This window comes from Kitasatospora sp. NPDC054939, assembly GCF_053610105.1.
In genome coordinates this window covers 1-26,285 of the sequence record NZ_JBSGXP010000122.1, presented here as the reverse complement: position 1 = coordinate 26,285, position 26,285 = coordinate 1, and the positions used below count along the sequence as shown (strand labels likewise).

The 26,285-nt window shown below is 74.1% G+C and carries 20 protein-coding genes and 1 tRNA gene; 10 read left to right on the top strand and 11 right to left on the bottom strand.

The features are described 5' to 3' along the window. Positions 1 to 55: 55 nt before the first annotated feature. Entirely contained in the window at positions 56 to 508 is a 453-nt protein-coding gene (locus ACWGB8_RS28230; protein ID WP_452216433.1) for an N-acetyltransferase family protein, read from the bottom strand. A 177-nt stretch (positions 509 to 685) separates the two neighbouring features. Here ACWGB8_RS28230 and recD2 point away from each other — a divergent pair, with 177 nt between their 5' ends. From recD2 to ACWGB8_RS28215, 3 genes are all read left to right on the top strand, one after another. Then, complete coding sequence (gene recD2, locus ACWGB8_RS28225) at positions 686 to 2,923, top strand: SF1B family DNA helicase RecD2 (RefSeq protein ID WP_452216432.1); 2,238 nt, start codon at positions 686 to 688, stop codon at positions 2,921 to 2,923. A 225-nt stretch (positions 2,924 to 3,148) separates the two neighbouring features. Beyond that, positions 3,149 to 4,438 (top strand): citrate synthase, encoded by a 1,290-nt coding sequence (locus ACWGB8_RS28220; protein WP_452216431.1) that lies wholly within the window; start codon positions 3,149 to 3,151, stop codon positions 4,436 to 4,438. 559 nt (positions 4,439 to 4,997) lie between these two features. Then, a complete protein-coding gene (locus tag ACWGB8_RS28215; protein ID WP_452216430.1) occupies positions 4,998 to 5,717 on the top strand; it encodes an SDR family NAD(P)-dependent oxidoreductase in 720 nt (239 codons plus the stop codon). Positions 5,718 to 5,804: 87 nt separating this feature from the next. Here the strand turns inward: ACWGB8_RS28215 and ACWGB8_RS28210 are convergent, their stop codons facing one another. Next, positions 5,805 to 8,099 carry a heavy metal translocating P-type ATPase gene (locus ACWGB8_RS28210; protein WP_452216429.1) on the bottom strand — a complete coding sequence of 765 codons (2,295 nt, stop codon included), beginning with the start codon at positions 8,097 to 8,099 and terminating at the stop codon, positions 5,805 to 5,807. Positions 8,100 to 8,184: 85 nt separating this feature from the next. Beyond that, entirely contained in the window at positions 8,185 to 8,403 is a 219-nt protein-coding gene (locus ACWGB8_RS28205) for a heavy-metal-associated domain-containing protein (RefSeq protein ID WP_452216428.1), read from the bottom strand. 348 nt (positions 8,404 to 8,751) lie between these two features. On the opposite strand from ACWGB8_RS28205, the gene ACWGB8_RS28200 reads away from it, so the two are divergent. After that, entirely contained in the window at positions 8,752 to 9,927 is a 1,176-nt protein-coding gene (locus ACWGB8_RS28200; RefSeq protein ID WP_452216427.1) for a PP2C family protein-serine/threonine phosphatase, read from the top strand. A gap of 59 nt (positions 9,928 to 9,986) precedes the next feature. Here ACWGB8_RS28200 and dhaL read toward each other — a convergent pair whose 3' ends face one another. Both dhaL and dhaK read right to left on the bottom strand, forming a co-directional pair. Next, entirely contained in the window at positions 9,987 to 10,655 is a 669-nt protein-coding gene (gene dhaL, locus ACWGB8_RS28195; protein ID WP_452216426.1) for a dihydroxyacetone kinase subunit DhaL, read from the bottom strand. A 100-nt stretch (positions 10,656 to 10,755) separates the two neighbouring features. Next, positions 10,756 to 11,751 (bottom strand): dihydroxyacetone kinase subunit DhaK, encoded by a 996-nt coding sequence (gene dhaK / locus ACWGB8_RS28190; RefSeq protein ID WP_452216425.1) that lies wholly within the window; start codon positions 11,749 to 11,751, stop codon positions 10,756 to 10,758. A gap of 204 nt (positions 11,752 to 11,955) precedes the next feature. Between dhaK and dhaM the strand changes: the two genes are divergently transcribed. Beyond that, entirely contained in the window at positions 11,956 to 12,348 is a 393-nt protein-coding gene (gene dhaM / locus ACWGB8_RS28185) for a dihydroxyacetone kinase phosphoryl donor subunit DhaM (protein WP_452216424.1), read from the top strand. A 19-nt stretch (positions 12,349 to 12,367) separates the two neighbouring features. Here the strand turns inward: dhaM and ACWGB8_RS28180 are convergent, their stop codons facing one another. Further along, positions 12,368 to 14,074 carry a bifunctional 3'-5' exonuclease/DNA polymerase gene (locus ACWGB8_RS28180; protein WP_452216423.1) on the bottom strand — a complete coding sequence of 569 codons (1,707 nt, stop codon included), beginning with the start codon at positions 14,072 to 14,074 and terminating at the stop codon, positions 12,368 to 12,370. Between the two features lie 266 nt (positions 14,075 to 14,340). Here ACWGB8_RS28180 and ACWGB8_RS28175 point away from each other — a divergent pair, with 266 nt between their 5' ends. Next, positions 14,341 to 16,365: a M3 family metallopeptidase gene (locus tag ACWGB8_RS28175; protein WP_452216422.1), complete on the top strand. Its 2,025-nt coding sequence runs from the start codon at positions 14,341 to 14,343 to the stop codon at positions 16,363 to 16,365. Between the two features lie 177 nt (positions 16,366 to 16,542). Here the strand turns inward: ACWGB8_RS28175 and ACWGB8_RS28170 are convergent, their stop codons facing one another. Both ACWGB8_RS28170 and ACWGB8_RS28165 read right to left on the bottom strand, forming a co-directional pair. Beyond that, entirely contained in the window at positions 16,543 to 18,099 is a 1,557-nt protein-coding gene (locus ACWGB8_RS28170; protein ID WP_452216421.1) for a glycoside hydrolase family 5 protein, read from the bottom strand. 92 nt (positions 18,100 to 18,191) lie between these two features. Beyond that, on the bottom strand, positions 18,192 to 18,905 hold the full coding sequence (locus ACWGB8_RS28165; protein WP_452216420.1) for a TetR family transcriptional regulator: 714 nt from the start codon (positions 18,903 to 18,905) through the stop codon (positions 18,192 to 18,194). Positions 18,906 to 19,008: 103 nt separating this feature from the next. Between ACWGB8_RS28165 and ACWGB8_RS28160 the strand changes: the two genes are divergently transcribed. Next, positions 19,009 to 20,229, top strand: coding sequence for an acyl-CoA dehydrogenase family protein (locus ACWGB8_RS28160; protein WP_452216419.1), 1,221 nt, complete (start codon positions 19,009 to 19,011; stop codon positions 20,227 to 20,229). A gap of 146 nt (positions 20,230 to 20,375) precedes the next feature. On the opposite strand, the gene ACWGB8_RS28155 is transcribed toward ACWGB8_RS28160, so the two are convergent. Together ACWGB8_RS28155 and ACWGB8_RS28150 are read right to left on the bottom strand one after the other, a co-directional pair. Continuing rightward, a complete protein-coding gene (locus tag ACWGB8_RS28155; RefSeq protein WP_452216418.1) occupies positions 20,376 to 21,209 on the bottom strand; it encodes an enoyl-CoA hydratase/isomerase family protein in 834 nt (277 codons plus the stop codon). Positions 21,210 to 21,375: 166 nt separating this feature from the next. Continuing rightward, positions 21,376 to 21,924 (bottom strand): GNAT family N-acetyltransferase, encoded by a 549-nt coding sequence (locus ACWGB8_RS28150; protein WP_452216434.1) that lies wholly within the window; start codon positions 21,922 to 21,924, stop codon positions 21,376 to 21,378. Between the two features lie 167 nt (positions 21,925 to 22,091). Between ACWGB8_RS28150 and ACWGB8_RS28145 the strand changes: the two genes are divergently transcribed. Next, positions 22,092 to 22,709: a TetR/AcrR family transcriptional regulator gene (locus ACWGB8_RS28145; RefSeq protein WP_452216417.1), complete on the top strand. Its 618-nt coding sequence runs from the start codon at positions 22,092 to 22,094 to the stop codon at positions 22,707 to 22,709. Between the two features lie 391 nt (positions 22,710 to 23,100). On the opposite strand, the gene ACWGB8_RS28140 is transcribed toward ACWGB8_RS28145, so the two are convergent. Further along, positions 23,101 to 23,173: transfer RNA gene (locus ACWGB8_RS28140), tRNA-Arg, on the bottom strand. A 658-nt stretch (positions 23,174 to 23,831) separates the two neighbouring features. Here ACWGB8_RS28140 and ACWGB8_RS28135 point away from each other — a divergent pair. Together ACWGB8_RS28135 and ACWGB8_RS28130 are read left to right on the top strand one after the other, a co-directional pair. Next, positions 23,832 to 24,404 (top strand): single-stranded DNA-binding protein, encoded by a 573-nt coding sequence (locus ACWGB8_RS28135; protein WP_452216416.1) that lies wholly within the window; start codon positions 23,832 to 23,834, stop codon positions 24,402 to 24,404. A gap of 381 nt (positions 24,405 to 24,785) precedes the next feature. After that, positions 24,786 to 26,210, top strand: a complete 1,425-nt coding sequence (locus tag ACWGB8_RS28130) for a Cys-Gln thioester bond-forming surface protein (RefSeq protein WP_452216415.1) — start codon at positions 24,786 to 24,788, stop codon at positions 26,208 to 26,210. Positions 26,211 to 26,285 lie beyond the last annotated feature (75 nt).

Below are 26,285 nucleotides of genomic sequence, written 5' to 3'. Positions count from 1 at the left end.
GCCCGGCGGCGTGCCGCGCCGGGCACCGGGCCCGATTCCGGGGGTGGAGCACCCGTCAGAGCTTCAGCTTGAAGCCCAGGTGCGAGCCGACGAAGCCGAGTCGCTCGTAGAAGCGGTGGGCGTCGGTCCGGGTGGCGTCGGAGGTCAGCTGGACCAGGTCGGCGCGGAGCTCGCGGGAGTGGGCGACGGCCCACTCGATCAGTTCGGTGCCGAGTCCATCGCCGCGCTCGTCGGCGTGGATGCGGACGGCCTCGATCAGCGTGCGGGTGGCGCCCTGCCGGGAGAGGCCGGGGACGACGGTCAGCTGCAGGGTGCCGACCGTTCGGCCGGCGCGTTCGGCGACGACCAGGTGCTGGTTGGGGTCCGCGGCGATGCGGGCGTGGGCGGCGCGGTACGGGGTGAGGTCGTCGGGGTTCTCGCGGGTGGCGCCGAGCGGGTCGTCGGCGAGCATGGCCACGATGGCGGGCAGGTCCTCGGCGGTCGCCGGTCGGATCGTCAGATCGGTCATGATCACAGCCTAGGAGGCCCGGGGGCGCCCCTCGAAGGCCTTACGGCCCCCGTCGGCCCCTGCACCGCGCCCGGGGGTCGCCGGGCGGGGCTGCGGGCCGTCCGGGCCGACCGCGGCTGTCCCACCCAGGCGGTACGGTGCGTAGCGAACGGTCACCCGAGTGGCAGAGGGGATCCCATGGCCAGGCAGACGCAGGCGGGGCAGGAGGGCCTGCCGCGGCAGCTCGCCCAGGTCGACGGCGTACTGGAGCGGATCACCTACGCGAACGAGGACACCGGCTACACGGTGGCCAAGGTCGACACCGGGCGCGGCGGCAACGACCTGCTGACGGTGGTGGGGGCGCTGCTGGGGGCCCAGCCGGGCGAGTCGCTGCGGCTGTTCGGGCGCTGGGGCTCGCATCCGCAGTACGGGCGGCAGTTCGTGGTGGAGAACTACACCACGGTGCTGCCGGCGACCGTGCAGGGCATCCAGCGGTACCTGGGGTCGGGGCTGATCAAGGGCATCGGGCCGCGGTTCGCCGAGCGGATCGTGGAGCGCTTCGGGGTGGACACCCTGGAGGTGATCGAGAACGAGCCGGGCCGACTGATCGAGGTGCCGGGGCTGGGGCCGAAGCGGACCAGGAAGATCGCGGCGGCCTGGGAGGAGCAGAAGTCCATCAAGGAGGTGATGGTCTTCCTGCAGGGGGTCGGGGTGTCGACCTCGCTGGCGGTGCGGATCTACAAGCAGTACGGAGACGGCTCGATCGGGGTGGTGAAGAACGAGCCGTACCGGCTGGCATCCGACGTGTGGGGCATCGGCTTCCTGACGGCGGACCGGATCGCGCAGGCGGTGGGGATCCCGCACGACAGCCCGGAGCGGGTGAAGGCGGGGCTGCAGTACGCGCTGTCGCAGAGCAGCGACCAGGGCCACTGCTACCTGCCGGAGGAGCGGCTGATCGCGGACGGGGTGAAGCTGCTGCAGGTGGACGTGGGGCTGGTGATCGACTGCCTGGCGGAGCTGGTGGCGGGCGAGGGCGTGGTGCGCGAGCAACTGCCGGGGGAGGGCGGGGAGCCGATCACCGCGGTGTACCTGGTGCCGTTCCACCGGGCGGAGGTCTCGCTCTCGAACCAGCTGCTGCGGCTGCTGCGTTCGGACCAGGACCGGATGCCGGGGTTCGGTGGGGTGGACTGGGCGGCGGCGCTGGGCTGGCTGGCGAAGCGGACGGGGGCCGAGCTGGCGCCGGAGCAGGAGCAGGCGGTCCGGTTGGCGCTGACCGAGAAGGTGGCGGTGCTGACGGGGGGTCCGGGCTGCGGCAAGTCGTTCACGGTGAAGTCGATCGTGACGCTGGCGCTGGCGAAGCGGGCGAAGGTGGTGCTGGCCGCGCCGACCGGCCGGGCGGCGAAGCGGCTGTCGGAGCTGACGGGGGCGGAGGCGTCGACGGTCCACCGGCTGCTGGAGCTGAAGCCGGGCGGGGACGCGGCGTACGACCGGGACCGTCCGCTGGACGCGGACCTGGTGGTGGTCGACGAGGCGTCGATGCTGGACCTGATCCTGGCGAACAAGCTGGTGAAGGCGGTGGCGCCGGGGGCGCACCTGCTGTTCGTGGGGGACGTGGACCAGCTGCCGTCGGTGGGTGCCGGGGAGGTGCTGCGGGACCTGTTGGCGGAGTCCGGGCCGATCCCCTCGGTGCGGCTGACCCGGATCTTCCGGCAGGCGCAGCAGTCGGGCGTGGTGGTGAACGCGCACCGGATCAACGAGGGGCTGCCGCCGCTGACGGAGGGCCTGTCGGACTTCTTCCTGTTCGTGGAGGACGACGCCGAGCGGGCGGCGGGGCTGACGGTGGACGTGGTGGCGCGGCGGATCCCGCAGCGGTTCGGCTTCGACCCGCGCCGGGACGTGCAGGTCCTGGCGCCGATGCACCGGGGTCCGGCGGGGGCGGGGAACCTGAACACGCTGCTGCAGGCGGCGGTGACGCCGGCCCGGGAGGGGGCGGCGGAGAAGCGGTTCGGCGGCCGGACGTTCCGGGTGGGGGACAAGGTGACCCAGATCCGGAACAACTACGACAAGGGGCGCAACGGCGTCTTCAACGGCACAGTGGGGGTGGTGACCTCGCTGAGCGTGGACGACCAGCGGCTGACGGTGGTCACCGACGAGGACGAGGAGGTCCCGTACGACTTCGACGAGCTGGACGAGCTGGCGCACGCATACGCGGTGACGATCCACCGGTCGCAGGGCAGCGAGTACCCCGTGGTGGTGATTCCGGTCACGACGAGCGCTTGGACGATGCTCCAGCGGAACCTGCTCTACACGGCTGTGACCAGGGCGCGGAAACTGGTTGTGCTGGTGGGGTCACGGAAGGCGATAGCACAGGCCGTTCGGGCCGTCAGCGCAGGTCGGAGGCATGCCGCACTGGACCACCGGCTGGCTACTGGATGATTCTCCAACGGGATGGTTGCCTCTAAGGTTCTCTTGACGTGAAGAGATTTAGGGCAGAGCCTAGGATGATGCCGATCTTGTCCGGTTCGCACCGGCCGCGGCGGCAGGATTTGTAGGGGCGGGCTCTTTCGGGCCACCCCGGGTGCGCGGCTGTCCTCCGGATGGGGGATGGTAGAGACAGTCAGGGCACCTTGGAAGAGGATTCATTTCGTCGGTGAGGAAGACGTGAGCGACAACTCGGTAGTACTGCGGTACCAGGACGGCGAGTACGAGTACCCCGTCGTCGAGAGCACTGCGGGCAACGCCGGCTTCGACATCTCGAAGCTGCTCCCGCAGACCGGCCTGGTCACCCTGGACAACGGCTTCGGCAACACCGCCGCCTACAAGTCCGCGATCACCTTCGTGGACGGCGACAACGGCATCCTGCGGTACCGCGGCTACCCGATCGAGCAGCTCGCCGACAAGGGCGGCTTCATCGAGACCGCGTACCTCCTGATCAACGGTGAGCTGCCGACGGCCGACCAGCTGGCGGAGTTCAGCACCGAGATCACCCAGCACACCCTGCTGCACGAGGACGTGAAGCGGTTCTTCCAGGGCTTCCCCCGGGACGCCCACCCGATGGCGATGCTGTCCTCCGTGGTCGGCGCGCTCTCCACCTTCTACCCGGAGAGCCACAACCCGTTCGACGCCGCCCAGCGCCACCTGTCGACGGTCCGCCTGCTGGCCAAGCTCCCGACCATCGCGGCGTACGCGTACAAGAAGGCGATGGGCCAGCCCTTCGTCTACCCGCGCAACGACCTGAGCTACGTCGAGAACCTGCTGCGGATGACGTTCGCCGTCCCCGCGGAGGACTACGAGATCAACCCGGTCGTCGTCAACGCGCTGGACAAGCTGCTGATCCTGCACGCCGACCACGAGCAGAACTGCTCGACCTCGACGGTCCGCCTGGTGGGCTCCAGCCACGCCAACCTCTTCGCGTCCATCTCGGCCGGCATCTCGGCGCTCTGGGGCCCGCTGCACGGCGGCGCCAACCAGGCCGTGCTGGAGATGCTGGAGAGCATCCAGAAGGACGGCGGCGACGTCGACGCCTTCATCACGAAGGTCAAGAACCGCGAGGCCGGCGTCAAGCTGATGGGCTTCGGCCACCGCGTCTACAAGGCGTTCGACCCGCGGGCCGCGCAGGTCAAGCTGCTCGCGCACGAGGTGCTCGGCCAGCTCGGCAAGTCCGACGAGCTGCTCGACATCGCGCTCAAGCTGGAGGAGCACGCGCTCAAGGACGACTTCTTCGTCTCGCGCAAGCTCTACCCGAATGTGGACTTCTACACCGGTCTGATCTACCGCGCGATGGGCTTCCCGACCAGCATGTTCACCGTGCTGTTCGCGCTCGGCCGGCTGCCCGGCTGGATCGCCCACTGGCACGAGATGATCAACGACCCGACCAGCCGCATCGGCCGCCCGCGCCAGATCTACACGGGCACCGAGATCCGCGACTACGTCGCCCTGGGCGACCGCTGACCCGTCGGGGGCTGTGACGCAGCGCCCGTCACAGGACCGCAGGTCAAAGGGCCCGGCCGCACGATGCGGCCGGGCCCTTCTGCATGCCCGAGGGCGCGCGCTCCGCCGGGGGCGCCGTCCTCGCGGCGCACGACTCCGGGGTCGGCTGCGGTCCGGAACGGCCGCTCAAAGCGTTCCGACCCGCCACCACACCCCGGTGTCGTGCGCGAAGGCCGCCGGAAACAGGGGCGGCCGACCCGGGGCCCGCCGGAGCCCCGTCGGCGGCAGTGGCGCTGCGCGGTGGCGTGAAAGCCGTTCACTCGCCACCGCGCACCGAAAACTGCCGCACTACCAACCTAAGACGTATCAGCGTGCGAGAAGTTACGCCCGGGGGGTGTGAGCTGCCTCTCGCCACGCTCCGTGTGCGGGCCGCTGCGGCCCCATATCACACCTTGCAGCGCGGCCGACGTCACCCTCCCCGCAGCCGTGGCAACCGAGCGTGATAGGAATCGTGGCATTCCGGTACGGACCGCCCCGCACTTCCGCGGCGTGGCGGCAGGGCTGGGGAGGGAGTGCGCAGATGGCCAGGAACGTCGTCGTCACCGGTGGTGGCACGGGGATCGGGTACGAGGTCGCGCGGCGGTTCGCCGAGGCGGGCGAGCAGGTCGTGATCGTCGGCCGCCGCCGGGCGGTCCTCGAACGGGCCGCCGCCGACCTCGGACCGAACGTCCGGCCGCTGGTCTGCGACCTCGCCGACCCGGACGCGGTGGAGGCGGCGCTCGCCGTGCTGCCCGAGCGGATCGACGTGCTGGTGAACAACGCGGGCAGCCGCGAGACCGTGATCGGGGCCGGGCCGCACGCCCTGCTGGCACGCTGGCGCGGCGACTTCGAGCGCAACGTGCTGACCGTGGTGATGCTGACCGAGTCCATCCGGGACCGGCTCACCCCGGGCTCCGGCCGGGTCGTGACGATCAGTTCCATCGCCGCCCTGCGCGGGGCCGGGTCGTTCGGTGCGGCCAAGGCCTCGCTGCACGCCTGGAACCACTTCCTGGCGGCCCAGCTCGGCGCCTCCGGCATCACCGCCAACATCGTGGCGCCCGGGACGGTGGCCGGCACCGAGTTCTTCGGCCCGCGCCTGGACGACGCCGAGGTGGCCCGCCGGGCCTCCCGGACCCTGCTCGGACGGATCGGCGAGACCGGCGAGGTGGCGGCCGCCGTGTACTTCCTGGCCTCCCCGGAGGCCGGGTTCATCACCGGTGAGATCCTGCACTGCAACGGCGGCGAGCTGCTCGGCCGCTGACCCGGCGGCAGCACGCGGGAGGGGCCCGTACGCGCGGTGCGTACGGGCCCCTCGGGCCGTCCCGGGTCCGTCCCCGGCCACCCGGGCTCAGGCGGGCCGGAAGCGGCGCAGGCGCAGGCTGTTGGTGACCACGAAGACCGAGGAGAAGGCCATCGCGGCGCCGGCCACCACCGGGTTGAGCAGCCCGGCCGCGGCGAGCGGGATCGCCGCCACGTTGTAGGCGAAGGCCCAGAAGAGGTTGCCCCGGATGGTGGCGAGCGTCCGGCGGGAGAGCCGGATGGCGTCCGCCGCCGAGCGCAGGTCGCCGCGCACCAGGGTGAGGTCGGCCGCCTCGATCGCGGCGTCGGTCCCGGTGCCCAGGGCCAGCCCGAGGTCGGCCTGGGCGAGCGCGGCGGCGTCGTTGACCCCGTCGCCGACCATCGCCACCGAGCGGCCCTCGGCCTGCAGCCGCCGTACCGCGGCCACCTTCTCCTCGGGCAGCACCTCGGCGAGCACGTCCGCCGGGGCGATGCCGACCTCGGCGGCGACCGCCTCGGCGACCGCGCGGTTGTCGCCGGTCAGCAGCACCGGGCGCAGGCCCAGCGCGCGCAGCCGGGCGACCGCCTCGGCGCTGGTGTCCTTGACCGTGTCGGCGACCTCCAGGACGGCCCGGGCCGCGCCGTCCCAGCCGACCGCGACGGCCGTCCGCCCGGCGGCCTCCGCGGCGCGGGCGGCCCCGGCCAGGGCGGACGGCAGCGGCTGCCCGTCCCCGGCCAGCAGGGCGGCCCGCCCGGCGACCACGGCACGGCCCTCCACGGTGCCGCGCACCCCCAGCCCGGGGGCGTTGCGGAAGTCCTCGACGGCGGGCAGCGGGCCCGTCCGCTCGGTGGCCGCGGCGGCGACCGCGGCGGCGATGGGGTGCTCGGAGGCGTGCTCCAGGGCGCCGGCCAGCCGCAGCGCCTCCCGCTCGGTGACCCCGTCGGCGGTGTGCACCGCGACCAGGGCCATCCGGCCGGTGGTGACGGTGCCGGTCTTGTCGAGGACGACGGTGTCCACCCGGCGGGTGGTCTCCAGCACCTCGGGACCCTTGATCAGGATGCCCAGCTGGGCGCCGCGGCCGGTGCCGACCATCAGCGCGGTCGGGGTGGCCAGGCCCAGGGCGCACGGGCAGGCGATGATCAGGACGGCGACGGCGGCGGTGAACGCGCCGGTCGGGTCCCCGTCGGCCAGCAGCCGGCCGACGAGGGTGACGAGCGCGATCAGCACGACCAGCGGCACGAAGACCCCGGAGATCCGGTCGGCGAGGCGCTGGGCGGCCGCCTTGCCGTTCTGCGCCTCCTCGACCAGGCGGGCCATCCGGGCCAGCCGGGTGTCCGCGCCGACCCGGACGGCCTCGACGACCAGCCGGCCGCCCGCGTTGACGGTGGCGCCGGTGACGGCGTCGCCGACCGCGACCTCGACCGGTACCGACTCCCCGGTCAGCATCGAGGCGTCCACCGCGGAGGCGCCCTCGACGACCACGCCGTCGGTGGCGATCTTCTCGCCCGGACGGACCACGAAGCGCATCCCGACCGCGAGCCGCTCCACCGGCAGCCGGACCTCCCGGCCGCCCTGGAGCACGGTGACGTCCTTGGCCCCGAGGTCGAGCAGGGCGTGCAGGGCGACGCCCGCCTTCCGCTTGGCGCGGGCCTCCAGGTAGCGGCCGAGCAGGATCAGCACCGTGACGGCCGCGGCGGTCTCCAGGTACAGGGTCGAGGAGGCCTCGCCGCCGCCGACCGCGAGGGAGAACTCGTGCCGCATGCCGGTCATCCCGGCGTGGCCCCAGAACAGCGCCCAGAACGACCAGCCGAAGGCCGCCAGGGTGCCGAGCGAGACCAGGGTGTCCATGGTCGCGGCGCCGTGCTTGAGGTTGGTCCAGGCGGCGCGGTGGAACGGCAGGCCGCCGTACACGACCACCGGGCCGGTGAGCGCGAAGGCCAGCCACTGCCAGTTGGCGAACTGCAGCGACGGGATCATCGACAGCATCACGACCGGCACGCTGAGCACCGTGGAGATCAGCAGACGGTCGAGCAGCGGGTCCGGGACGAGCGCCTCGGCGGGCGCGGCCGGGGCCTCGGGGGCGGCCGGCGGCGGGGGCAGCTCTGCGGTGTAGCCGGTGTGCTCCACGGTCGCGATCAGGTCGGCCACCGTCACGCCCGGTGCGAAGTCCACGCGGGCCTTCTCGGTGGCGTAGTTGACGGTCGCCTCGACGCCGTCCATCCGGTTGAGCTTCTTCTCGATCCGGGCCGCGCAGGAGGCGCAGGTCATCCCGCCGATCGACAGCTCGACGCGCTCGCGCACGGCCGTGCCGGTACCCGGGGAGCCCGCGCCGGCTCCGGCGGCGCCCGGGGTGGAGGTGCTCATGCGGTCAGCTCCTTGGGGAGGGCGGACGGCGGGGGCCCGGGGGTCGCCCGGCCCCCGCCGCGGGCGGCTGGGACTCGGCTCGGGCTCAGGCGGAGCGGCCGACCAGCTCGTAGCCGGCCTCGTCGACGGCGGCGCGGACGGCCTCCTCGTCCAGCGGGGCGGCGGAGGAGACCGTGACCGTGCCGGCCTTGGCGTCGGCGGCCACCTCGGTCACCCCGGCCAGGGTGGAGAGCTCCTTGCTGACCGAGCTCTCGCAGTGGCCGCAGCTCATGCCGGTCACGGTGTAGGTCATGGTGGTGGACATCGGTGGCCTCCGGGAAGTCTCTCCGGCCGCGGGCGTTCGCCCGGGCTGCTCTGCCTCTGACAGCACCATACCCCTGCGGGGTATTCCTTGGGGCGGTGGGTCATGTGTTCTGGATCGCATCGCTGACACCCCCGGGCGTCCCGCGGTGCGTCCGACAGCAGAGCGTATGCGCCCGGACACGCAGCGCCCCAATCCGCGCCGCGGGGCGCCCGGGATTCCGGCCCCGCGGGTGCGGATCGCCGGGCCCCTCGGGGCGGGCCGGGAGGCTGCCGGGCAGCGCAGCGGCGGGTGCGCCCCCCGGTGGCTCCCCGGCGGGTGGTCGTGCTGATCGTCCGTTATGTTCGATATGTGTTCCTGATCCGCCGCGCCCAGTCGCCCGTGGCCCCCAAGGCCTCGGGGCTCCCCCCGGACCGGCGGCGCAGCGCCCTGCTCGCCGCCGACCTCCAGGACCTCCCCCGGTGGCAGCGGGCCTCCCCGGCGGTGCTCGCCATGGTGCTGGTGGCGCTCGCGGACCTGCTCTCCGGCAAGGACCGCTACCTGGCGCCGCTGATGACCGTGGTGCCCTCGGTGGCCGCGCTCACCCTCAAGCCGATGGAACTGCTGGTGGTCTGCTCGTTCGGGCTGCTCGCTGTCCTCGGGCTCAGCCACTACGACGAGGTCGACACCCTCAACGACGAGCGCTTCCTGTACGGCGCGCTGGTCAGCTACCTGGTGGTGATGCTGTTCTCCGCCTGGGTGGCCAGGCTCCGGATGCACCGCGCCGCGGCGTTCGCGGCCGTCAGCTCGGTCGCCGAGGCCGCCCAGCGTGCCATCCTGCGGCTGCCCGGCCCGGTGGTCGGCCCGCTCCGGCTCGCCGTGCGGTACGTCTCCGCCGCCGACGCCTCCCGGATCGGCGGCGACCTGTACTCGGTGCTGGACACCCCGCACGGCACCCGGGCCCTGGTCGGGGACGTCCGCGGCAAGGGGCTCGGCGCGGTGCAGACCGCCGCCGTCGTGCTCGGTGCCTTCCGCGAGGCCGCGTACGACGAGGCCGGGCTGCGCGGGGTCGCCGCCCGGGTCGAGGCCAGCGTCGAGCGGCACGTGCCGGACGGCGAGTTCACCACCGCGCTGTTCGCCGAGTTCCGCGCGCCCGGCGTCATCCGGCTGCTGCAGTTCGGGCACGTGCCGCCGATCCGGGTCGACCCGGAGGGTGGCGTGCACGTCCTCGACGCCCCCGACCCGTGGGTGCCGCTGGGGCTGGGCCGGCTCGCCCGCGGCCAGCCGAGCACCTGGGAGCAGCCGTTCGGCGCCGAGGACGTGCTGGTGCTCTGCACGGACGGCGTGATCGAGGCCAAGCACCGGCGCAGCGGCGAGTTCTACCCGCTCGCGGAACGCGTCGGCCCGCTGGTGCGGGGCGCCGGCCGCTCCGCGGCCGACCTGGAGGCGGCGGTCGGCCGGGTCTACGGGGACCTGCTGGAGCACACCGGCGGATCGCTGAAGGACGACGCGCTGCTCCTATTGGTCTGCCGGACGGACGGGGGGTAGCGGGACGCGCTGCGGCTCCGCCGGTGCGCTCCGGCCCGCCGCGGGTCGGAGCGCCGCGGTCAGCCGGCCGCCGTCACCTCGGCGAGCGCGCGGAAGACCAGGGCGGAGGAGGTCGCGCCCGGATCCTGGTGGCCCACACTGCGCGGGCCCAGGTAGGAGGCGCGGCCCTTGCGGGCCTCCAGCGGGACGGTGTCGCGCATGCCCTGCTCGGCGGCGTCGGCGGCGCTCGCGGCGGCCTGCCGGAGGCCCCCGCCCGCGGCGGCGGCCGTCTGCCAGGCGGCGACCGCCGGGGTCCAGGCGTCCACCATCGTCTTGTCGCCGGGTTCGGCCCGGCCGAGCGCCCGGATCGCCGCCAGCCCGGCGGCCAGCGCTTCGCCGAGGGCCGCCGGGTCCGCGGCCGGTCCGGGCAGGGCGGCGCCGATCGCGCGGAACGCCTTACCGTACAGCGGGCCGGACGCGCCGCCGACCTTGGAGATCAGGGTGGTGCCGGCCCTGGTCAGCGTCGCACCGGGTCCGGCGGGGCCGGCCTCCGCGGCTGCGCCGGCCGGGGCGGGACCGTCCAGGGCGTCCAGGACGGCGGTGAAGCCGCGGTGCAGATTGCTGCCGTGGTCGCCGTCGCCGATCGCCGAGTCCAGCTCGGTCAGCTGCTCGCGCTGCTTCTCCACGGCGGCGGCCACCGTGCGCAGCCAGGCCGTGGCGAGGGCGGAGTCGAACTCGGTCGGGGGCATCGGGGGTCTCCTCCTGTCCGGGCAGGGTCCGGGTCCGGGTCCGGGTGCGTCCGGTCGGGTCCGGTCGGGTCGGTCGAGCGGTCCGGCGGGGTGCGGCCGGTCAGGCGTGCTTGAGGGCGGGGGTGGACACCGGTGCGTCCCACAGCTCCAGCAGCCCGGCGTCGGCCCGGGTCAGGGTGAGCGAGAAGCCCGCCATGTCCAGGCTGGTGATGTAGTTGCCGACCAGGCTCCGGGCGATCGTGATGCCCTGCTCGGCCAGCCGGGCACTCACCTCGCCGAACACGATGTACAGCTCCAGCAGCGGCGTGCCCCCGAGGCCGTTCACCAGGGCGATCACCTCGTCGCCGGCCGACAGTCGGTGCCCGGCCAGCACGGTGTCCACCACCTCCGCCGCCAGTGCGCGCGCCGGGCGGAGCTTCTCGCGGCGCCGGCCCGGTTCGCCGTGGATCCCGACGCCGACCTCGATCTCGTCCTCGGGCAGGTCGAAGCCCGGCTTCCCGGCCGCCGGGACGGTCGCGGCGGTCAGCGCGACGGCGAACGAGCGGGACGCCCCGTTGACGCGCTCACCGAGGGCGGCCACCTCGTCCAGCGGGGCGCCGCGTTCGGCGAGGGCGCCGGTGAGCTTCTCGACGATCACGGTGGCGCCCGTGCCGCGGCGACCGGCCGTGTAGGTGGAGTCCTCGACCGCCACGTCGTCGTCCACCAGGACGGTGCGGACCTCGATGCCCTCCTCGGCGGCGAGTTCGGCGGCCAGCTCGAAGTTCATCACGTCGCCGGTGTAGTTCTTCACGACGAAGACCACGCCCGCACCCGAGTCGACGGCCCGGGCGGCGGTCAGCACCTGGTCCGGCACGGGGGAGGTGAACACCTCGCCGGGGCAGGCGGCGTCCAGCATGCCGGGGCCGACGAACCCGCCGTGCAGCGGCTCGTGGCCGGAGCCGCCGCCGGAGACCAGGGCCACCTTGGGGGCGCCGGGGCGGACGGCGCGGGTGATCACCCGGTTGGGGATGTCCACCGCCAACTCGGGGTGGGCGGCGGCGACTCCGGCCAGGGCGTCCTCCAGGACGCTCTCCGGGGTGTTGATCAACTTCTTCACGGCGCTTCGCTCCCTCTCGGCAGACGCTGCTGCCCCGACGCTACGCCAGACGGCGGCCGCGGGGAGGGGGCGCGACACGGACGGGTGGGGGTCGGCCGGTGAGCGGGGGCGGTGCGGCGGGCGTGCGGGCGTGCGGGCGGGGAGGCGCCGCGGCAGTGCGGCGCGGCGATCGACCGGGCGGGGTGCAGGGCCTAGGGTCGGGGCATGAGCGATTACGTGGGCGTCGTCCTGGTCTCGCACAGTGCGCAACTTGCGGCCGGGCTGCGTGAGTTGCTGGGTGAGCTGGGCTCGGGCGCGGTGCCGGTGGCGCTCGCGGCCGGGACGGAGGACGGCGGTCTCGGCACCAGCTACGAGCTGATCGTCCGGGCGGTCGCCGAGGCGGACGGCGGGGCCGGCGTGGTGGTGCTGCCGGACCTGGGCAGTTCGGTGCTGACCGCCGTGGCCGCGCTGGAGGACGACCCGCGGCCGGGCGTGGTGCTGGCCGACGCGCCGTTCGTGGAGGGGGCGGTGGCCGCGGTGGTGACCGCCTCGACCGGGGCGCCGCTGGCCGAGGTGGTCGCGGCGGCGGAGGAGGCGCGGGGCTTCCGCAAGCTGTGACGGCGGGCGCGCGGCCCGCTCACTTGGCGTCGGCGTAGCACTCCACGACCGCGGTGGTGAGCGGGAACCGCACCGGGGTGTCGCCGAAGACCAGCAGCCTGGCCTCGTCCGCCGCCTCGCCGACGGCCTCGGCCACCCGGTCGGCGAGGTTGGCCGGGGTGTGCACCACCACCTCGTCGTGCTGGAAGAACACCAGGTGCGGCCGGTCCTCGGGGGGCACCGGGAAGGCGTTGAGGCGGCGGCGCAGCGCGGCGAGCAGGGCGAGGGCCCAGTCGGCGGCGCTGGCCTGGATGACGAAGTTGCGGGTGAAGCGGCCCCGGGCGCGGGCCGAGCGGCCTCCGGCGTCGCCCGACCGGTCGGGGTCCTCGGTGAGGTCGAGCCAGTCGGCGGTGGGCGGCGGGCAGACCCGGCCGAGGCGGGAGGCGACCACGCCGCCGTCCTCGCCGGTGCGGGCGGCGGCCTCGACATAGCCCATGGCAGCGGGGTAGCGGCGGCGCAGGGTGGCCAGCAGCGGGCCGATGTCGCCGCTGGTCTGGCCGTACATGGCGCCGAGCAGGCCGAGCTTGGCCTTGTCGCGGTCGCCGTGGAAGGCGGTCGCGGCGAGCGCCTCGTACAGGTCGCCGCCGGCGGCGGTGCGGGCGAGGCCGGCGTCCCGGGAAAGGGCGGCGAGGACGCGCGGTTCCAGTTGGGCGGCGTCGGCGACGACGAACAGCCGGCCGGGGTCGGCGACGACGGCGCGGCGCAGGATGCGCGGGATCTGCAGGGCGCCGCCGCCGCGGCTGGCCCAGCGGCCGGAGACCACGCCGCCGACCACGTACTCGGGCCGGAACCGGCCGCCGCGGGCCCAGACGTCCTGCCAGGCCCAGCCGTGGGCGGCGTGGATCCGGGCGAGCTCCTTGTAGCGGATCATCAGCCGGGCGGCCGGGTGGTCGACGGCCTGGAGCTCCCAGGAGCGGGTGGAGCCGAGCTGGATGCCGCGGTCGGCGAAGGCGCGCAGCACCTGGCTGTGCGAGTCGGGGTTGAACGGGCGCCCGCCGAGCGCCTGCTGCAGTTCAGCGGCGAGTTCGGCGAGTCGGCGGGGCTGGGTGCCGGGGACGGTCGGGCGGGGGCCGAGCAGTTCGGTGAGCAGCCGGTCGTGGACGTCGGTGCGCCAGGGCAGTCCGTCGTGGGCCATCTCGGCGGCGACCAGGGCGCCGGCGGACTCGGCGGCGACCAGCAGCCGGAAGCGGGCGCGGGCGCCGGGGTCGGCGATGGCGGCGAGCCGGCGCTGCTGCTCGGCATGGACGGCGACGACGGCGGCCAGCGGGTCGGTGCCGGGCGGGAGTTGCAGGCGGTCGGGGGCGAACAGGCTGTCCTGCCCGTCGTCGCCGGAGCCGGGTTCGGGCAGGTCGGCCGGAACGGGCAGGCCCTGCAGCCGGGACCAGGCCGCGCCGAGCGAGCGGGGTGCCCCGAAGGCGCCCTCGTGGGCCACCAGCAGGGCCTCGACCAGCCGCAGGTCGTGGCAGCGGGAGACCCGTCCGGGCAGCCGGGGCAGCAGCGGGGCGTACGCGCTGTCGGCGGCGGCCCAGACCCAGCGCGGGTGGTCGTGCCGCTCGGCCTCGGCCACGGCGGCGGCGAGGTCGGGTGCGGCGGTGGGTGGGCCGAGCGGGCCGCCGGTGTCGTCGAGCGGCTGGAGCCGGCCGCCGGCGCCGTGCGGGTCGGGGACGAGGGCGATACGGGGTGGCACGGGGGCTCCTCCTCCCGGGGCGGGCTCGGGCGGTTCGGTTCTGGCGGTTCCGGCTCGGGTGGCTCGGGTAGTTCTGCCGGTTCGGGCCAGGGCGGTTCGGGTGGTCGGGGACGGCGGAGGGCGGGGCGGGCGAGTGGACGGCGGGCGGCCCGACGGTGGGTGTACGGGCGCTCGCCATGACGGTAGCCGCTGGGTCCGACAACGCACGCCGACCGGCCGGGCGTCCGGCGTAGGCAGTGCCGGTGACAGCGCGTAAGGTCGGCGAAATGACCGAGAATCCGTTCTTCAAGCCCAGCACCCTGGTCTACGAACTGCCGCCCTTCGCCGAGATCCGGGAGGAGCACTACCTGCCCGCCTTCGAGGCCGGCATGGCCGAGCAGCTGGCCGAGATCGCCGCCATCACCGGCAACGCGGAGCCGCCGACCTTCGACAACACCCTGATCGCCCTGGAGCGCTCCGGTGCCCTGCTGCAGCGGGTGAGCGCGGTCTTCTTCAACCAGGCCTCCGCCGACACCAACCCGGCCGTCGACGCGGTCGACGCCGAGATCAGCCCCCGGCTGGCCGCCCACAACGACGCGATCCACCTCGACGCGGCCCTGTTCGCCCGGATCGAGGAGCTGTACGGGAAACGCGCCGACCTGGGCCTGGACGCCGAGTCGCTGCGTCTGCTGGAGCGCCGGCACACCCGTTTCGTCCGCGCCGGCGCCCGCCTGGGCGAGGCCGAGCAGGCCCGGCTGCGCGAGCTGAACGCCGAACTGGCCGCCTCCTCGACGGCGTTCCGGCAGAACGTGTCCGCCGACTCCAAGGCGCGGGCGCTGGTCCTGGACTCCGCCGAGCAACTGGCCGGGCTGTCGCCGGACGCCGTCGCCGCCGCCGCCGAGAACGGCCGCGCCCTCGGGCTGGACGGCTCGTACGTGCTCAGCCTCAAGAACTTCTCCAACCAGAGCGAACTGGCCTTCCTCACCGACCGCTCGGTGCGCGAACGCCTGCTGGCCGCCTCGCTCGGCCGCGCGGCGGAGGCGAACGGCCCGCTGGCGATCCGGATGTCCGCGCTGCGCGCCGAGCGGGCCGCGCTGCTGGGCCACCCCACGCACGCCTCGTACGTGGTCGCCGACGAGACGGCCGGCACGGTCGGGGCCGTGGACGCCCTGCTGGCCCGGCTGGTGCCGCCGGCGGTGGCCAACGCCCGCCGGGAGGCGGCCGAGCTCGCCAAGGTCGCCGCCGCGGACGGGATCGAGGAGATCGCCGCGCACGACTGGGCGTACTACTCGGAGAAGGTCCGCCAGAGCTCCTACCAGGTGGACGCGGCGGCGCTGCGCCCGTACTTCGAGCTGGAGCGGGTGCTGCACGACGGGGTGTTCCGGGCGGCCGGCCTGGCGTACGGGGTGACCTTCACCGAGCGCCCGGACCTCACCGGCTACCACCCGGACGTGCGGATCTTCGAGGTGTTCGAGGAGGACGGCAGCCCGCTGGGCCTGTTCCTCGGGGACTTCCACGCCCGTGCCTCCAAGCGCGGCGGGGCCTGGATGGACGAGCTGGTCAGCCAGTCGGAACTGCTGGGCAGGCGGCCGGTGGTGTTCAACAACCTGAACGTCGCCAAGCCGGCGGCCGGTGAGCCGGTGCTGCTCTCCTGGGAGGAGGTGCGCACGCTGTTCCACGAGTTCGGGCACGCGCTGCACGGGCTGTTCTCGGACGTGCGCCACCCGTACTTCGCCGGCACCCGGGTGCCGCGGGACTTCGTGGAGTTCCCCTCGCAGGTCAACGAGATGTGGATGGTCTGGCCGCAGGTGCTGGCCGAGTACGCCCGGCACCACGAGACGGGCGAGCCGCTGCCCGCCGAGCTGGTCGAGCGGATGACGGCGGCCGAGGGCTTCGGCCAGGGCTTCCGCACGGTCGAGTACCTCGCGGCGGCGCTGCTCGACTGGGCCTGGCACTCCCTGCCGGCCGGCACCGAGGTCGCGGACGCCGAGGAGTTCGAGGCGCAGGCGCTGGCCAAGGCCGGGCTGGCGCTGGACGCCGTCCCGCCGCGCTACCGGACGGCGTACTTCACGCACATCTTCGCGGGCGGCTACAGCGCGGGCTACTACGCCTACATCTGGTCGGAGGTGCTGGACGCCGACACGGTGGAGTGGTTCAAGGGCAACGGGCGCAGCGTGCGGGAGAGCGGGGAGGTCTTCCGACGGGAGCTGCTGGCCCGCGGCGGCGCCAGGGACGCGCTGGAGTGCTTCCGCGCGGTGGTCGGGCGCGACCCGCGGACCGAGCCGCTGCTGGCCCGCCGCGGCCTGGCGTAGGCCCGCCGTCTTGCTGCTTCCGCCGGGCGCGGCGGCGGCCCCCGGCCGTGTCGACGATCGGGGGCCGCGCCGGCGACCGGGGGAGGTGGCGTCGGCCGGGGTGGTACGGCGTCGACCGGGTACTGCGGCGTCGGGCCGGGGGCCCGGGTCGGCGCGGGCGTCGGGCCCGCGCCGGCCTCAGCGGGGTTCGACGGTGACGGTCACGGGGGTGCCCGGGCGGGTGTGCGGCAGGCGGACCAGCGCGCTGCCCGCCCGGCCGTCGGTCGGTTGGCGCAGGTCGACCCGGGCCCCGGCGGGCCGCACCGTCACCCGTACCGGCCCGCCCGCCGGGAGGACCAGCTCGGTGGCGCGCCCGCTGCCGTCGGCGGTCCAGCGCAGCAGGTGCCCGGTCGGGGTCCGCCCGGACAGCCCGGGGCGGCCCGCGGTCGCGGCGGCGTACGGGGCGAAGACGGGCTCGGTGCCGGGGGCGGGCCGCCCGGCCGGGTCGAGCGCGCAGTAGCCGCCGTTGCCCCGGCACCAGTACCAGAGGGCCCAGCCCTCCGCGAAGCCCTCCATGGCCGCGACCTGGCGGCGGACCAGCTCGCGGTTGCCCGGGGTGCGGGTGTTCGGCGGGCCCCATTCGCCGACCAGGACGGGCAGCCGGTGCGCGGTCGGGTAGGCGGTGACGGCCGCGGTGTAGTTCTCCACGAAGCCGCCGGACGGATCCCAGTCGGCGCCGCCCTCGACGGCGGTGTCGTAGAAGTGCGGCGCGTAGCCGAGCCGGGGCGCGCCGGACCGCGGGTCGGTGAAGCCGGGCAGCCGGGTGGGCACGCCGTGGCCGACCAGGACGGTGGGTTCGACGAACAGCCAGGCGCGGTCGTCGGCCCGGCGCACGGCCCGGATCAGCCGCCGGTACATGTCGGCCAGCCGGCCCTGTTCGAGGGCGGCCGAGGCGGCGGCGAGGACGGCCGGGTCGGTGGGGTCGCCGTCCACCGGTCCGAACGGCTCGTTGAACAGGTCGTAGCCCAGCAGTGAGCGGTGGCCGCGCAGTTCGCGGGCCAGCCGGGTGTAGAAGTCGGCCTGCCAGGCGCGCAGGTCGGCGTCGTCGTAGAGGTGGCGGAAGGCGGCCTGCACGGCGGGCTGGAAGTAGCCGGCGAACCAGTCGTCCGGGTCCTCCTCGAAGGGCAGGCCGTCGTCGCGGGTCGCCCAGAGCGGGATGCCGCGGTCGCCGCCGCCGAACTTCGGGCCGTAGACGTCCTGGTGGAAGTCGACCAGGGCGAGCACGCCGTGCCGGTCGGCCCAGTCCAGGACCCGGTGCAGCCGGGCGAGTTCGGTCGGGTCGAGCCGGCCGCGGACGGGTTCCAGACGGTTCCAGGAGATCGCCACCCGGACGAGCGTGAAGCCCCGGGCGGCCAGGTCGGCGACGTCCGCCTCGGTGGCCTCGGCGTACTTGTCGAGGTTGAAGCCGCGCAGCTGCAGGGTTCGCCCGGTGGGGTCGACGAGGGCGGTGCGGCCGTCTGCGGTGGTGACCGTGGAGGTGGGGAACCGGGCAAGCGGGCGGCCCCGTTCGGCAGCGGTGCTGCTGTCGGGGTCGGCGGCGGTGGTGACGGTGTCGGCGGCGATGGTGTCGGAGGTGGGGGTGTCGGCGGTGATGGTGGTGACGGCGACGGGGGTGACGGGGGCGGCGCCGGCCGGGGCGGTGGTGGCGGCGAGCAGGAGGGCGGTGGCGGCAACGGCGGTGCGGAGCAGGCGCATCGGGGCCTCGCGGCTTCTCGCTGGCTGAGGGTGGGGCCCGATGATGCCCGGCTCGTCATGTCCGGCACAAGGGTCGTGCACCGCCCCGGAGTTCAGACCTCGCCGGGCGGACCGCCGGCGGCCTCGACCCCGCCGGGACCGGCCGTCCCGGCGGGGGACGGGTCGGTCGGGGCGGTCTGCGCGGGGGTGGGCAGGGCCGCGGTGGGCAGGTCGGCCGCCGCGGCGAGCCGGCCCCAGAGCAGGTCGGCGAGTGCCTGGACCATCCGGGTGCGCGAGCACGGCTTGCTCTCCAGCCACCAGTCGCCGGCCGCGAGCACCATGCCGGTGATGCCCCGGCCCCAGGCCTCGGAGAGCAGTTCGCGATCGGGGCCGAGGTCGACCTGGCTCTGTACGGCCCGGGTGATCTCCTCGGCGATCTGCCGGAGCGCGGGCGCCAGGGCGTTGCCGGCACCGGTCGGGTCGCCCGGTTCGGGGTGGGTGAGCAGCCGGTACACCTGCGGCCGGGACTCGATGCCGGCGAGGTAGGTGTCCAGGACGTGCTCGACCCGGTCGCGGCGCTCCAGCGGTTCGCTGAGCGCGGCCCGTACGGCGGCGAGCAGGCCGCCGGTGTGGCGTTCGGTCAGGGCCCGGATCAGGCCGTTCCGGTCGCCGAAGTGGCGGTACAGGATCGGCTTGGTGATCCCGGCCTCGGCGGCGATGGCGTTCATGCTGGCGCCGGGGCCGTCGCGCTGGACGACCCGGTCGGCGGCGTTCAGCAGTTGCTCCCTGCGGGGCTCGCCGGGGCTGGCGGGTTCGGCGGGCGGCATGGGGCAGCTCCTGGCTGGAACGTTGACTTTTCCTACGTATCAGTAGCAGACTCCGGGCCATGTTACCCCCGGTAACACCCGTCCGACCCCGACCGGAGGCGTCATGAGCACCTTCTCGCTGGACCCGGGCCCCGACCAGCTCGCCGTACGCGACTGGCTGCACGGCTTCGCCGCCGACGTCGTGCGCCCGGCCGCCGCCGAGTGGGACGAGCGGGAGGAGACCCCCTGGCCGATCATCCAGGAGGCCGCCAAGCTCGGCATCTACTCGCTCGACTTCTACGCCCAGCAGTACTTCGACCCCTCCGGCGTCGGCATCCCGATCGCCATGGAGGAGCTGTTCTGGGGCGACGCCGGCATCGGCCTGTCCATCGTCGGCACCACGCTCGCCGCCGTCGCCGTCCTCGCCAACGGCACCGAGGAGCAGGTCGGCACCTGGGCGCCGCAGATGTTCGGCACCCCGGACGACGTCAAGGTGGCCGCGTTCTGCTCCTCCGAGCCCGACGCCGGCTCCGACGTCTCGGCGCTGCGCACCCGGGCCGTGTACGACGGGGCGAAGGACGAGTGGGTGCTCAACGGCACCAAGACCTGGGCCACCAACGGCGGGATCGCCGCCGTCCACGTGGTCGTCGCCACCGTCGACCCGGAGCTCGGCGCGCGCGGGCAGGCGTCCTTCGTGGTGCCGCCGGGCACGCCGGGGCTCGGCCAGGGCCAGAAGTTCAAGAAGCACGGCATCCGCGCCTCGCACACCGCCGAAGTGGTCCTCGACGATGTGCGGGTGCCCGGGCACTGCCTGCTCGGCGGCAAGGAGAAACTGGACGAGCGGCTGGCCCGGGCCCGCGAGGGCGCGCGCCGCAGCAGCGGCGGGAACGCCGCCATGGCGACCTTCGAGGCCTCCCGTCCGGCGGTCGGCGCGCAGGCGATCGGCATCGCCCGCGCCGCGTACGAGGTGGCGCTCGACTACGCGAGGACCCGGGTGCAGTTCGGCCGCCCGATCATCGACAACCAGGGCGTGGCCTTCCAGCTGGCCGACATGAAGACCCGGATCGACGCCGCCCGGCTGCTGGTCTGGCGGGCCTCTTGGATGGCCGCGAACAACCAGCCGTTCACCTCCGCCGAGGGGTCGATGTCCAAGCTGTACGCCGGCGAGACCGCGAAGTGGGTCACCGCCCAGGCGATGCAGATCCTGGGCGGCAACGGCTTCACCCGGGAGTACCCGGTGGAGCGGATGCACCGGGACAGCGCCATCTACTCGATCTTCGAGGGGACCAGCGAGATCCAGCGGCTGGTCATCGCCCGCGCCATCTCGGGGATGCCGATCCGCTGAGCGCCGCCCGGCGTTCCCGGCGGCCCTCGGCCCCGGCCCCCGGCCCCCGGCCCCCGGCGCTCCGACCGGGGCGTCGTGGCTACGGGCGTGGGTGCGGGCGTGCTACGGGCGAGTGTCGGCGGGGCTGCGGGCGGGTGTCGGCGTGGCTACGGGCGGGGTGCCGGGTCGGGGAAGCGCGGGGCGCGCCCCTCCAGGAAGGCGGACAGGCCCTCGCGGACGTCCGGGGCCTCGCGGGAGCGGCGCTCCCAGGGGGCGAGGGCCGCCGCCGCATCCTGCGGGTCCACCGCGAGCGCCGCCTTGACTGCGCCGATGGTCTGCGGCGAGCGCCCGGCGAGCAGCAGGGCGAAGTCCAGTGCCTGCCGGTCGAGTTCGGCGGCCGGCACGACCCGGTCGGCCAGGCCGAGCGGCAGCGCGTCCGGGCCCGTCACCAACTCGCCGGAGAACAGCAGGTACTTGGCCCGCGCCGGGCCGACCAGCCGGGCCAGCCGCAGGGTCGGCACGGCCGGGTAGACCACCCCGAGCTTGGCCGGGGTGATGCCGAGCCGGGCGTCGTCCGCGACGAACCGCAGGTCGCAGGCGACGGCCAGCTGGCAGCCGCCGCCGACGCAGGCGCCGTGCACCACCGCCAGGGTCGGGTGCGGGAAGCCGGCCAGCGCCTCCTCGGCCGCCACGTTGAGCGCGTGGTACTCGTCGGCGAGGTCGGGATCCCGGTACACGTCGGCGAGTTCGGCGATGTCCGCCCCCGCGCTGAAGGTGCCGCCGGCGCCGGTGACCAGCAGGGCCCGCAGCCCCGGCTGCTCGGCGAGCCGGGCGACCACCTTCGGCAGCGCCTGCCAGATCGCCAGCGTCACGGCGTTGCGCCGGTGCGGGCGGTCGAACTCCAGCACCGCGACGCCGTCCGGGCCGGTGAAGGCGTTCAGGCCGTCGACCTCGGTCGGCAGCGGGGAGCGTCCCCGCACGAGCAGGGGCTGGTCGGCCATGCGCATCTCCGGGGAGTCGTGGGTGCGCCCACTCTCTCAGGTCGGCCGCCGGGCCGGGTGCCCAGGTGCACAGGTGCCGGGCCCGGCGTTCGGGGGCTCGGGTTCCGCGACCGGCGTCCAGGGCTCGGGTGCCGGAGCCCGCGGCCCGGCCGGACGGGGCCGGTGCTCAGGCCCCGGGCTTCCACTCGTGCGCGAGCAGCGACCAGATCTCCTCGTCGTGGCGCACGCCGTCGTGCAGGAAGTACTCGCGCAGCACGGCCTCCCGGGTCATCCCGACCCGCTGGGCGACGGCGCGGCTCCGGGCGTTCCCGACGGTGTTCCACCACTCGATGCGGTGCATGCCGCGCTCCTCGAAGGCGTACGCGATCAGGTGCCGGACCGCGGCGGTGATCAGCCCGCGGCCCTGGCCGGCCGGCTCGGACCAGACGCCGATCTCGCAGTTGCCGGCGGCGGTGTCGAAGCGCACGAACATCACCCCGCCGACCAGCGTCCCGTCCAGCCAGATGCCGTGGATCCGCCGGGTGTCGGTGGCCTGGTGGTCCGCGTAGCCCTGGAGGGTGGCGCGGGCGGATTCGAGGTCGGTGGAGCGGCTCGCCCAGGGGATCCAGGGGTCGATGCCCGCCCGGGCGCGGTCCATGTGGGCCAGGAACTCGGGGGCCTGCCACGGCTCCAGCGGGCGCAGTTCGGCGTCGTCGGCGAGCGGTACGGCGTACATGCGGGCCTCTCTCACGGATCGTTCGGTGCGGGGCCCTGCGGTGGGCGGCCCGTGCCCTGCGGATGGGCATCGCGTCCGGCGCCGGCCTCGTGGGCGGGGCCGCCGCGCTCCTCGGGCCGATCGTACATAACAAACGTTTGGTACGTAAGGCCGGTACGATGGCGCCCATGACACCCGCCCGTGGAGACCACGAAGCCCGCCGCGAGGACGTCTCGGAGGCGGTGTGGCGGGTGCTGTCCGAGCGCGGCTTCGAGGGCCTCACACTGCGTGCGGTGGCCACCGAGATGGGCGCCTCCACCGGCCTGCTGACGCACTACTTCCCCAACAAGCGCGCCCTGGTCGCGCACGCCCTGGACGTCCTGGACCGCCGCTCCGCCGGCCGCCCGCGCCGGGCCGCCCCGGCCGACGGCAGCCCCGCCCCGGCCGAGGGCCTGCCCCGGCTGCGGGCGGCGCTGCTCGACATCCTCCCGCTGGACGCGCCCGCCGCGGCCGGCAACAGGATCTGGGTGGGCTCCTGGGACGTCGCCCTCGCCGACCCGGAGCTCGCCGCCGCCCACGCGGCCCGCTACGGCCGCGCCCGGGAGACGATGACCGGCTACGTGGCCGCCGCGCAGCGGCTCGGCGAGCTGCCCGCCGGGCCGGACCCGGCGGATCTCGCGGCGGCGGCGCAGGCCTTCGCGCTGGGGCTGGTGGTGCAGGCGCTGTTCGCCCCGGGCCAGTTCCCCGCCGAGCGGCAGGAGGCCATGGTGGACGCCTACCTGGCGGGCCTCGCCGCGGCGGGCTGAGCCGGGCGGGTCGAGGCGGGCGAGCCGGGTCGGGTCGGGGACGGGCGACCGGCGCGTTCCCGGACGGGTCGGCCCGTTTCGCGGGCGGGCCGGACGGTGCACCGTGCGATCCGGCCTGTCCACGGTGAGGTCCTGCGCGTCCATCGGTGCGGTCCGGTGTGCTCACGGCGTGGTCCGGTATGTCCACCGGTGCGGTCCGGTGCGTTCACCGTGCGGCGGGCTGTCGGTGTCCCGGCAAAACCCGGGGATTCGGTGGGCGAATCGCCTCGTACTGGTGTTTTCCGCTCGCACGCGGCACGCATTGTTACCGGGCCGGTGCGGTGGGTGCCGGGATTTGCCCGGAGGGCGGTGGGGCGATTGCCCTTCCGCTTGTGGGGAATTCGGGTGTTTGCGCCCCCAGCAGGATTCGAACCTGCGACCTACCGCTTAGAAGGCGGGTGCTCTATCCGCTGAGCTATGGGGGCGGGACGGGTGTTGCCCGGGATGGGCGTGCCGTTGGCCGGGAACGGGTGACGAGCGCGCGGAGCGTTCGCAGCCCGGCCCCGTGGTGAGGGCGGGATGGGGGTTGCGGGTCCTTGCCCTGTCTGGGGACAGGATAAGGGTGTCCAGTTCCTCGGCCGGGTGTAACAACACCGTCGCGGGTGTGTCGGCCTCGGTGGAGCGGTCCGATAATCGCAGGTGGAGACCGTGAGTGCAGCGGTCTGAGGGGCTTCGGGGCCGGACGTTGTGCAGTCGTTACGGGGCTGCCGCCCCACCCGTTATGGATTCGGCACGGAGAAAGCGCCGTTCTCGCCGCGGGTGGGGGGCGCTATTCGGGTTCGTTCGGTCGGATGACGTGGGCGGACGGCGGACGGTGCCACTCCTGGGTGTGCGCCGGCGGGGCGGGAAGCGCTTCGTTTGTTGTCATGGCCGCGCAGAGGTGGTTGTGGAGTTGACGCAGGGACGGTCGGGAAGTGGCCACCGAAAGGCCGAAATTCATCCCTGCGAGTGACACCGGTTTTCCACAGGGGCGAGTTGTCTACAGGATTTCGGAAGTACCTGGCGCGGATTTCCTCCGGGATGCACTCTCGTGTCACGACGGATGATTCCGTACGGTGCATCGGAGCGAACGGAGAGTGTTCTGTGAACGAGACCCAGGTGACCATGATCGGCAATGTCGCGTCGCCGGTCAGTTACGGGGAGACCGGCGAGGGGGTGCCGTTCGCGAACTTCCGGATGGCGGCGACCGAGCGGCGCTACGACCGGGCCAAGGAGGGCTGGGTGGACGGCGACACCCACTGGGTGACGGTGCTCGCCTGGCGCTCGCTCGCGGCCAACCTGGTCAGCTCGCTCAACAAGGGCGATCCGGTGGTCGTGAGCGGCCGGCTGAAGGTCCGGGAGTGGGACGAGGGGGAGTCGAGGCGGAGCAGGATTGAGATCGACGCCCGGTCGGTCGGGCACGATCTGAGCCGCGGCACCTCGGCGTTCCGCTGGGCGGTGCGGAGTCGGGGCGAGCCCGGGGGCGGGTCGGAGGCGACGGTCGGCGAGGCGGTGCCCGAGTGGATCACCAGTGCGGTGGCGGCCCGGCGGGCGGCGGCGACGGGGTCCGCGGCGGTCGGCGCGGACGGTCCGCCGGGCGGGTCGCCGACCGGTTCGGCGGGGGAGCGGGCGGTCGCGGGCCCCGGCGGGGGTGACCGCCGGGAGGTGCTGGTCTGAACGCCCGTGAGCCGTGCGGTGACGGCCCCGAGGCCCCGGCGGGGCGGTCACCAACTGTCGACAAATATGTTGATCGAGACAGCAATTGTACCGATACACACTATCGTTGACCGGTCGTGAATGATCGCGATTATCTGGCACAGTGTCAGCTTGTGTAGGCATTGCGAGGGTTGATAACGATACAGATACGGAATCGTCCTGATTTCGCATGGGGGTTTGCGGATCACCGGGGCTCAATAGGATTCGTCGGGTCACATCAAGTGCAGCTTGCGCCACAGGGGGCGCGGCAATGCAGCCGGGGCGCCATCGGCAGGGCCCGGCCCGGAGGGATCACAGATGTTCCAGAGGCAGGGGCGGACTCTTCCCCGCGTAACCAGTGTCATGCTCACGACCAGCGTCGTGCTGGGAGGGGGCCTGTTCGCGGCCGGTGCGGCGGGCGCGGCCGATACGCCGGGTGCCGGCGTCACCGCCGTGATCCAGCCGGGCATGGTCAGCGGTGACATCGAGGTCGAGGGCAAGGGTGTCATCGCCGGTGGCCTGTTCACCCTCCTGACCGCCGACAAGCAGAAGCTCCACACCTACTGCATCGACATCGACCACCCGGTCAACACCGCGGACAAGGTCGAGTACCAGGAGTCCGACTGGAAGTCGAGCTCGCTGGGTCGCAAGGGCAAGGAGGAGGACGCCGCCAAGATCCGCTGGATCCTGGAGAACTCCTACCCGCAGGCCGACCTCAACAAGCTGTCGAAGGCCGCGGGCGTCGACGGCACCCTCTCCGAGGAGGAGGCCGCGGCCGGCACCCAGGCCGCGATCTGGAAGTACTCGGACCACAAGAACGCCAAGCCGGTGAAGCCGAAGGCCAAGAAGCTCGCCGAGTACCTGACCAGCGCGGAGAACAAGGGCATCGCGGCCGAGCCCAAGCCCTCGCTGAGCCTGACCCCGGACGAGGTCTCGGGCAAGCCGGGCGGCAAGCTCAACCCGTTCACCATCAACTCCAGCGCGGCCGAGGTGAAGCTGTCCGTCACCGGTGACAGCGCCGACAAGGTCAAGCTGCTGGACAAGGACGGCAAGGCCGTCACCAACCTGACCGGTCCGGTCGCCAAGGACACCCAGCTGTTCCTGGACGTCCCGGCCGGCACCCCGGACGGCACCGCCACCGTGACCGCCTCGGCGGAGACCGTGGTGCCCAGCGGCCGGGTCTTCCTCAGCAAGGGCTACACCCCCGAGAAGCACAGCCAGACGATGATCCTGGCCGGCTCCAGCAAGCTCAGCGTCAGCGACAAGGCCAAGGCCACCTGGAAGCAGGCCAAGGGCGCGCTGCTGACCAGCACCGCGCAGATCGACTGCGACGCCAACGGCGTCAAGGTCAGCGTGGTCAACTCCGGTGACGAGGCCGCCTCGGTCACCGTGAAGCCGGGCAAGACCGTCACCGTCCAGCCGGGCAAGACCGAGACCGTGGTGGTCCCGGTCGCCGAGGACACCGCCTACGACATCACCGTCACCGGCCCGAACGGCTACACCAAGCAGTTCAAGGGCGTCCTCGACTGCAAGGTCGCCAGCGTCGTGACCCCGAGCCCGACCGCCAAGCCGTCCTCGGCCGCCCCGACCACCCCGGCGCCGACCTCGGCCGCCCCGGCCCCGGCGTCCAGCAGCCCGGCCCCCGGCACCACCGGTGACCTGGCCCAGACCGGTGGCAACGACGCCACCCCGATGCTCGCCGCCGTCGCCGGTGGCCTGGTCGTGGCCGGTGGCGCCGCGGTCTTCCTGCTCCGCCGCCGTGGCCGCCACGGTCGCACCACCGCCTGATCCACCGAGGCACCCGGCACCGTGACCGGGCGCTGACCACGGTCGGCCCGGCCCCCCGCAGCCACTGCGGGGGGC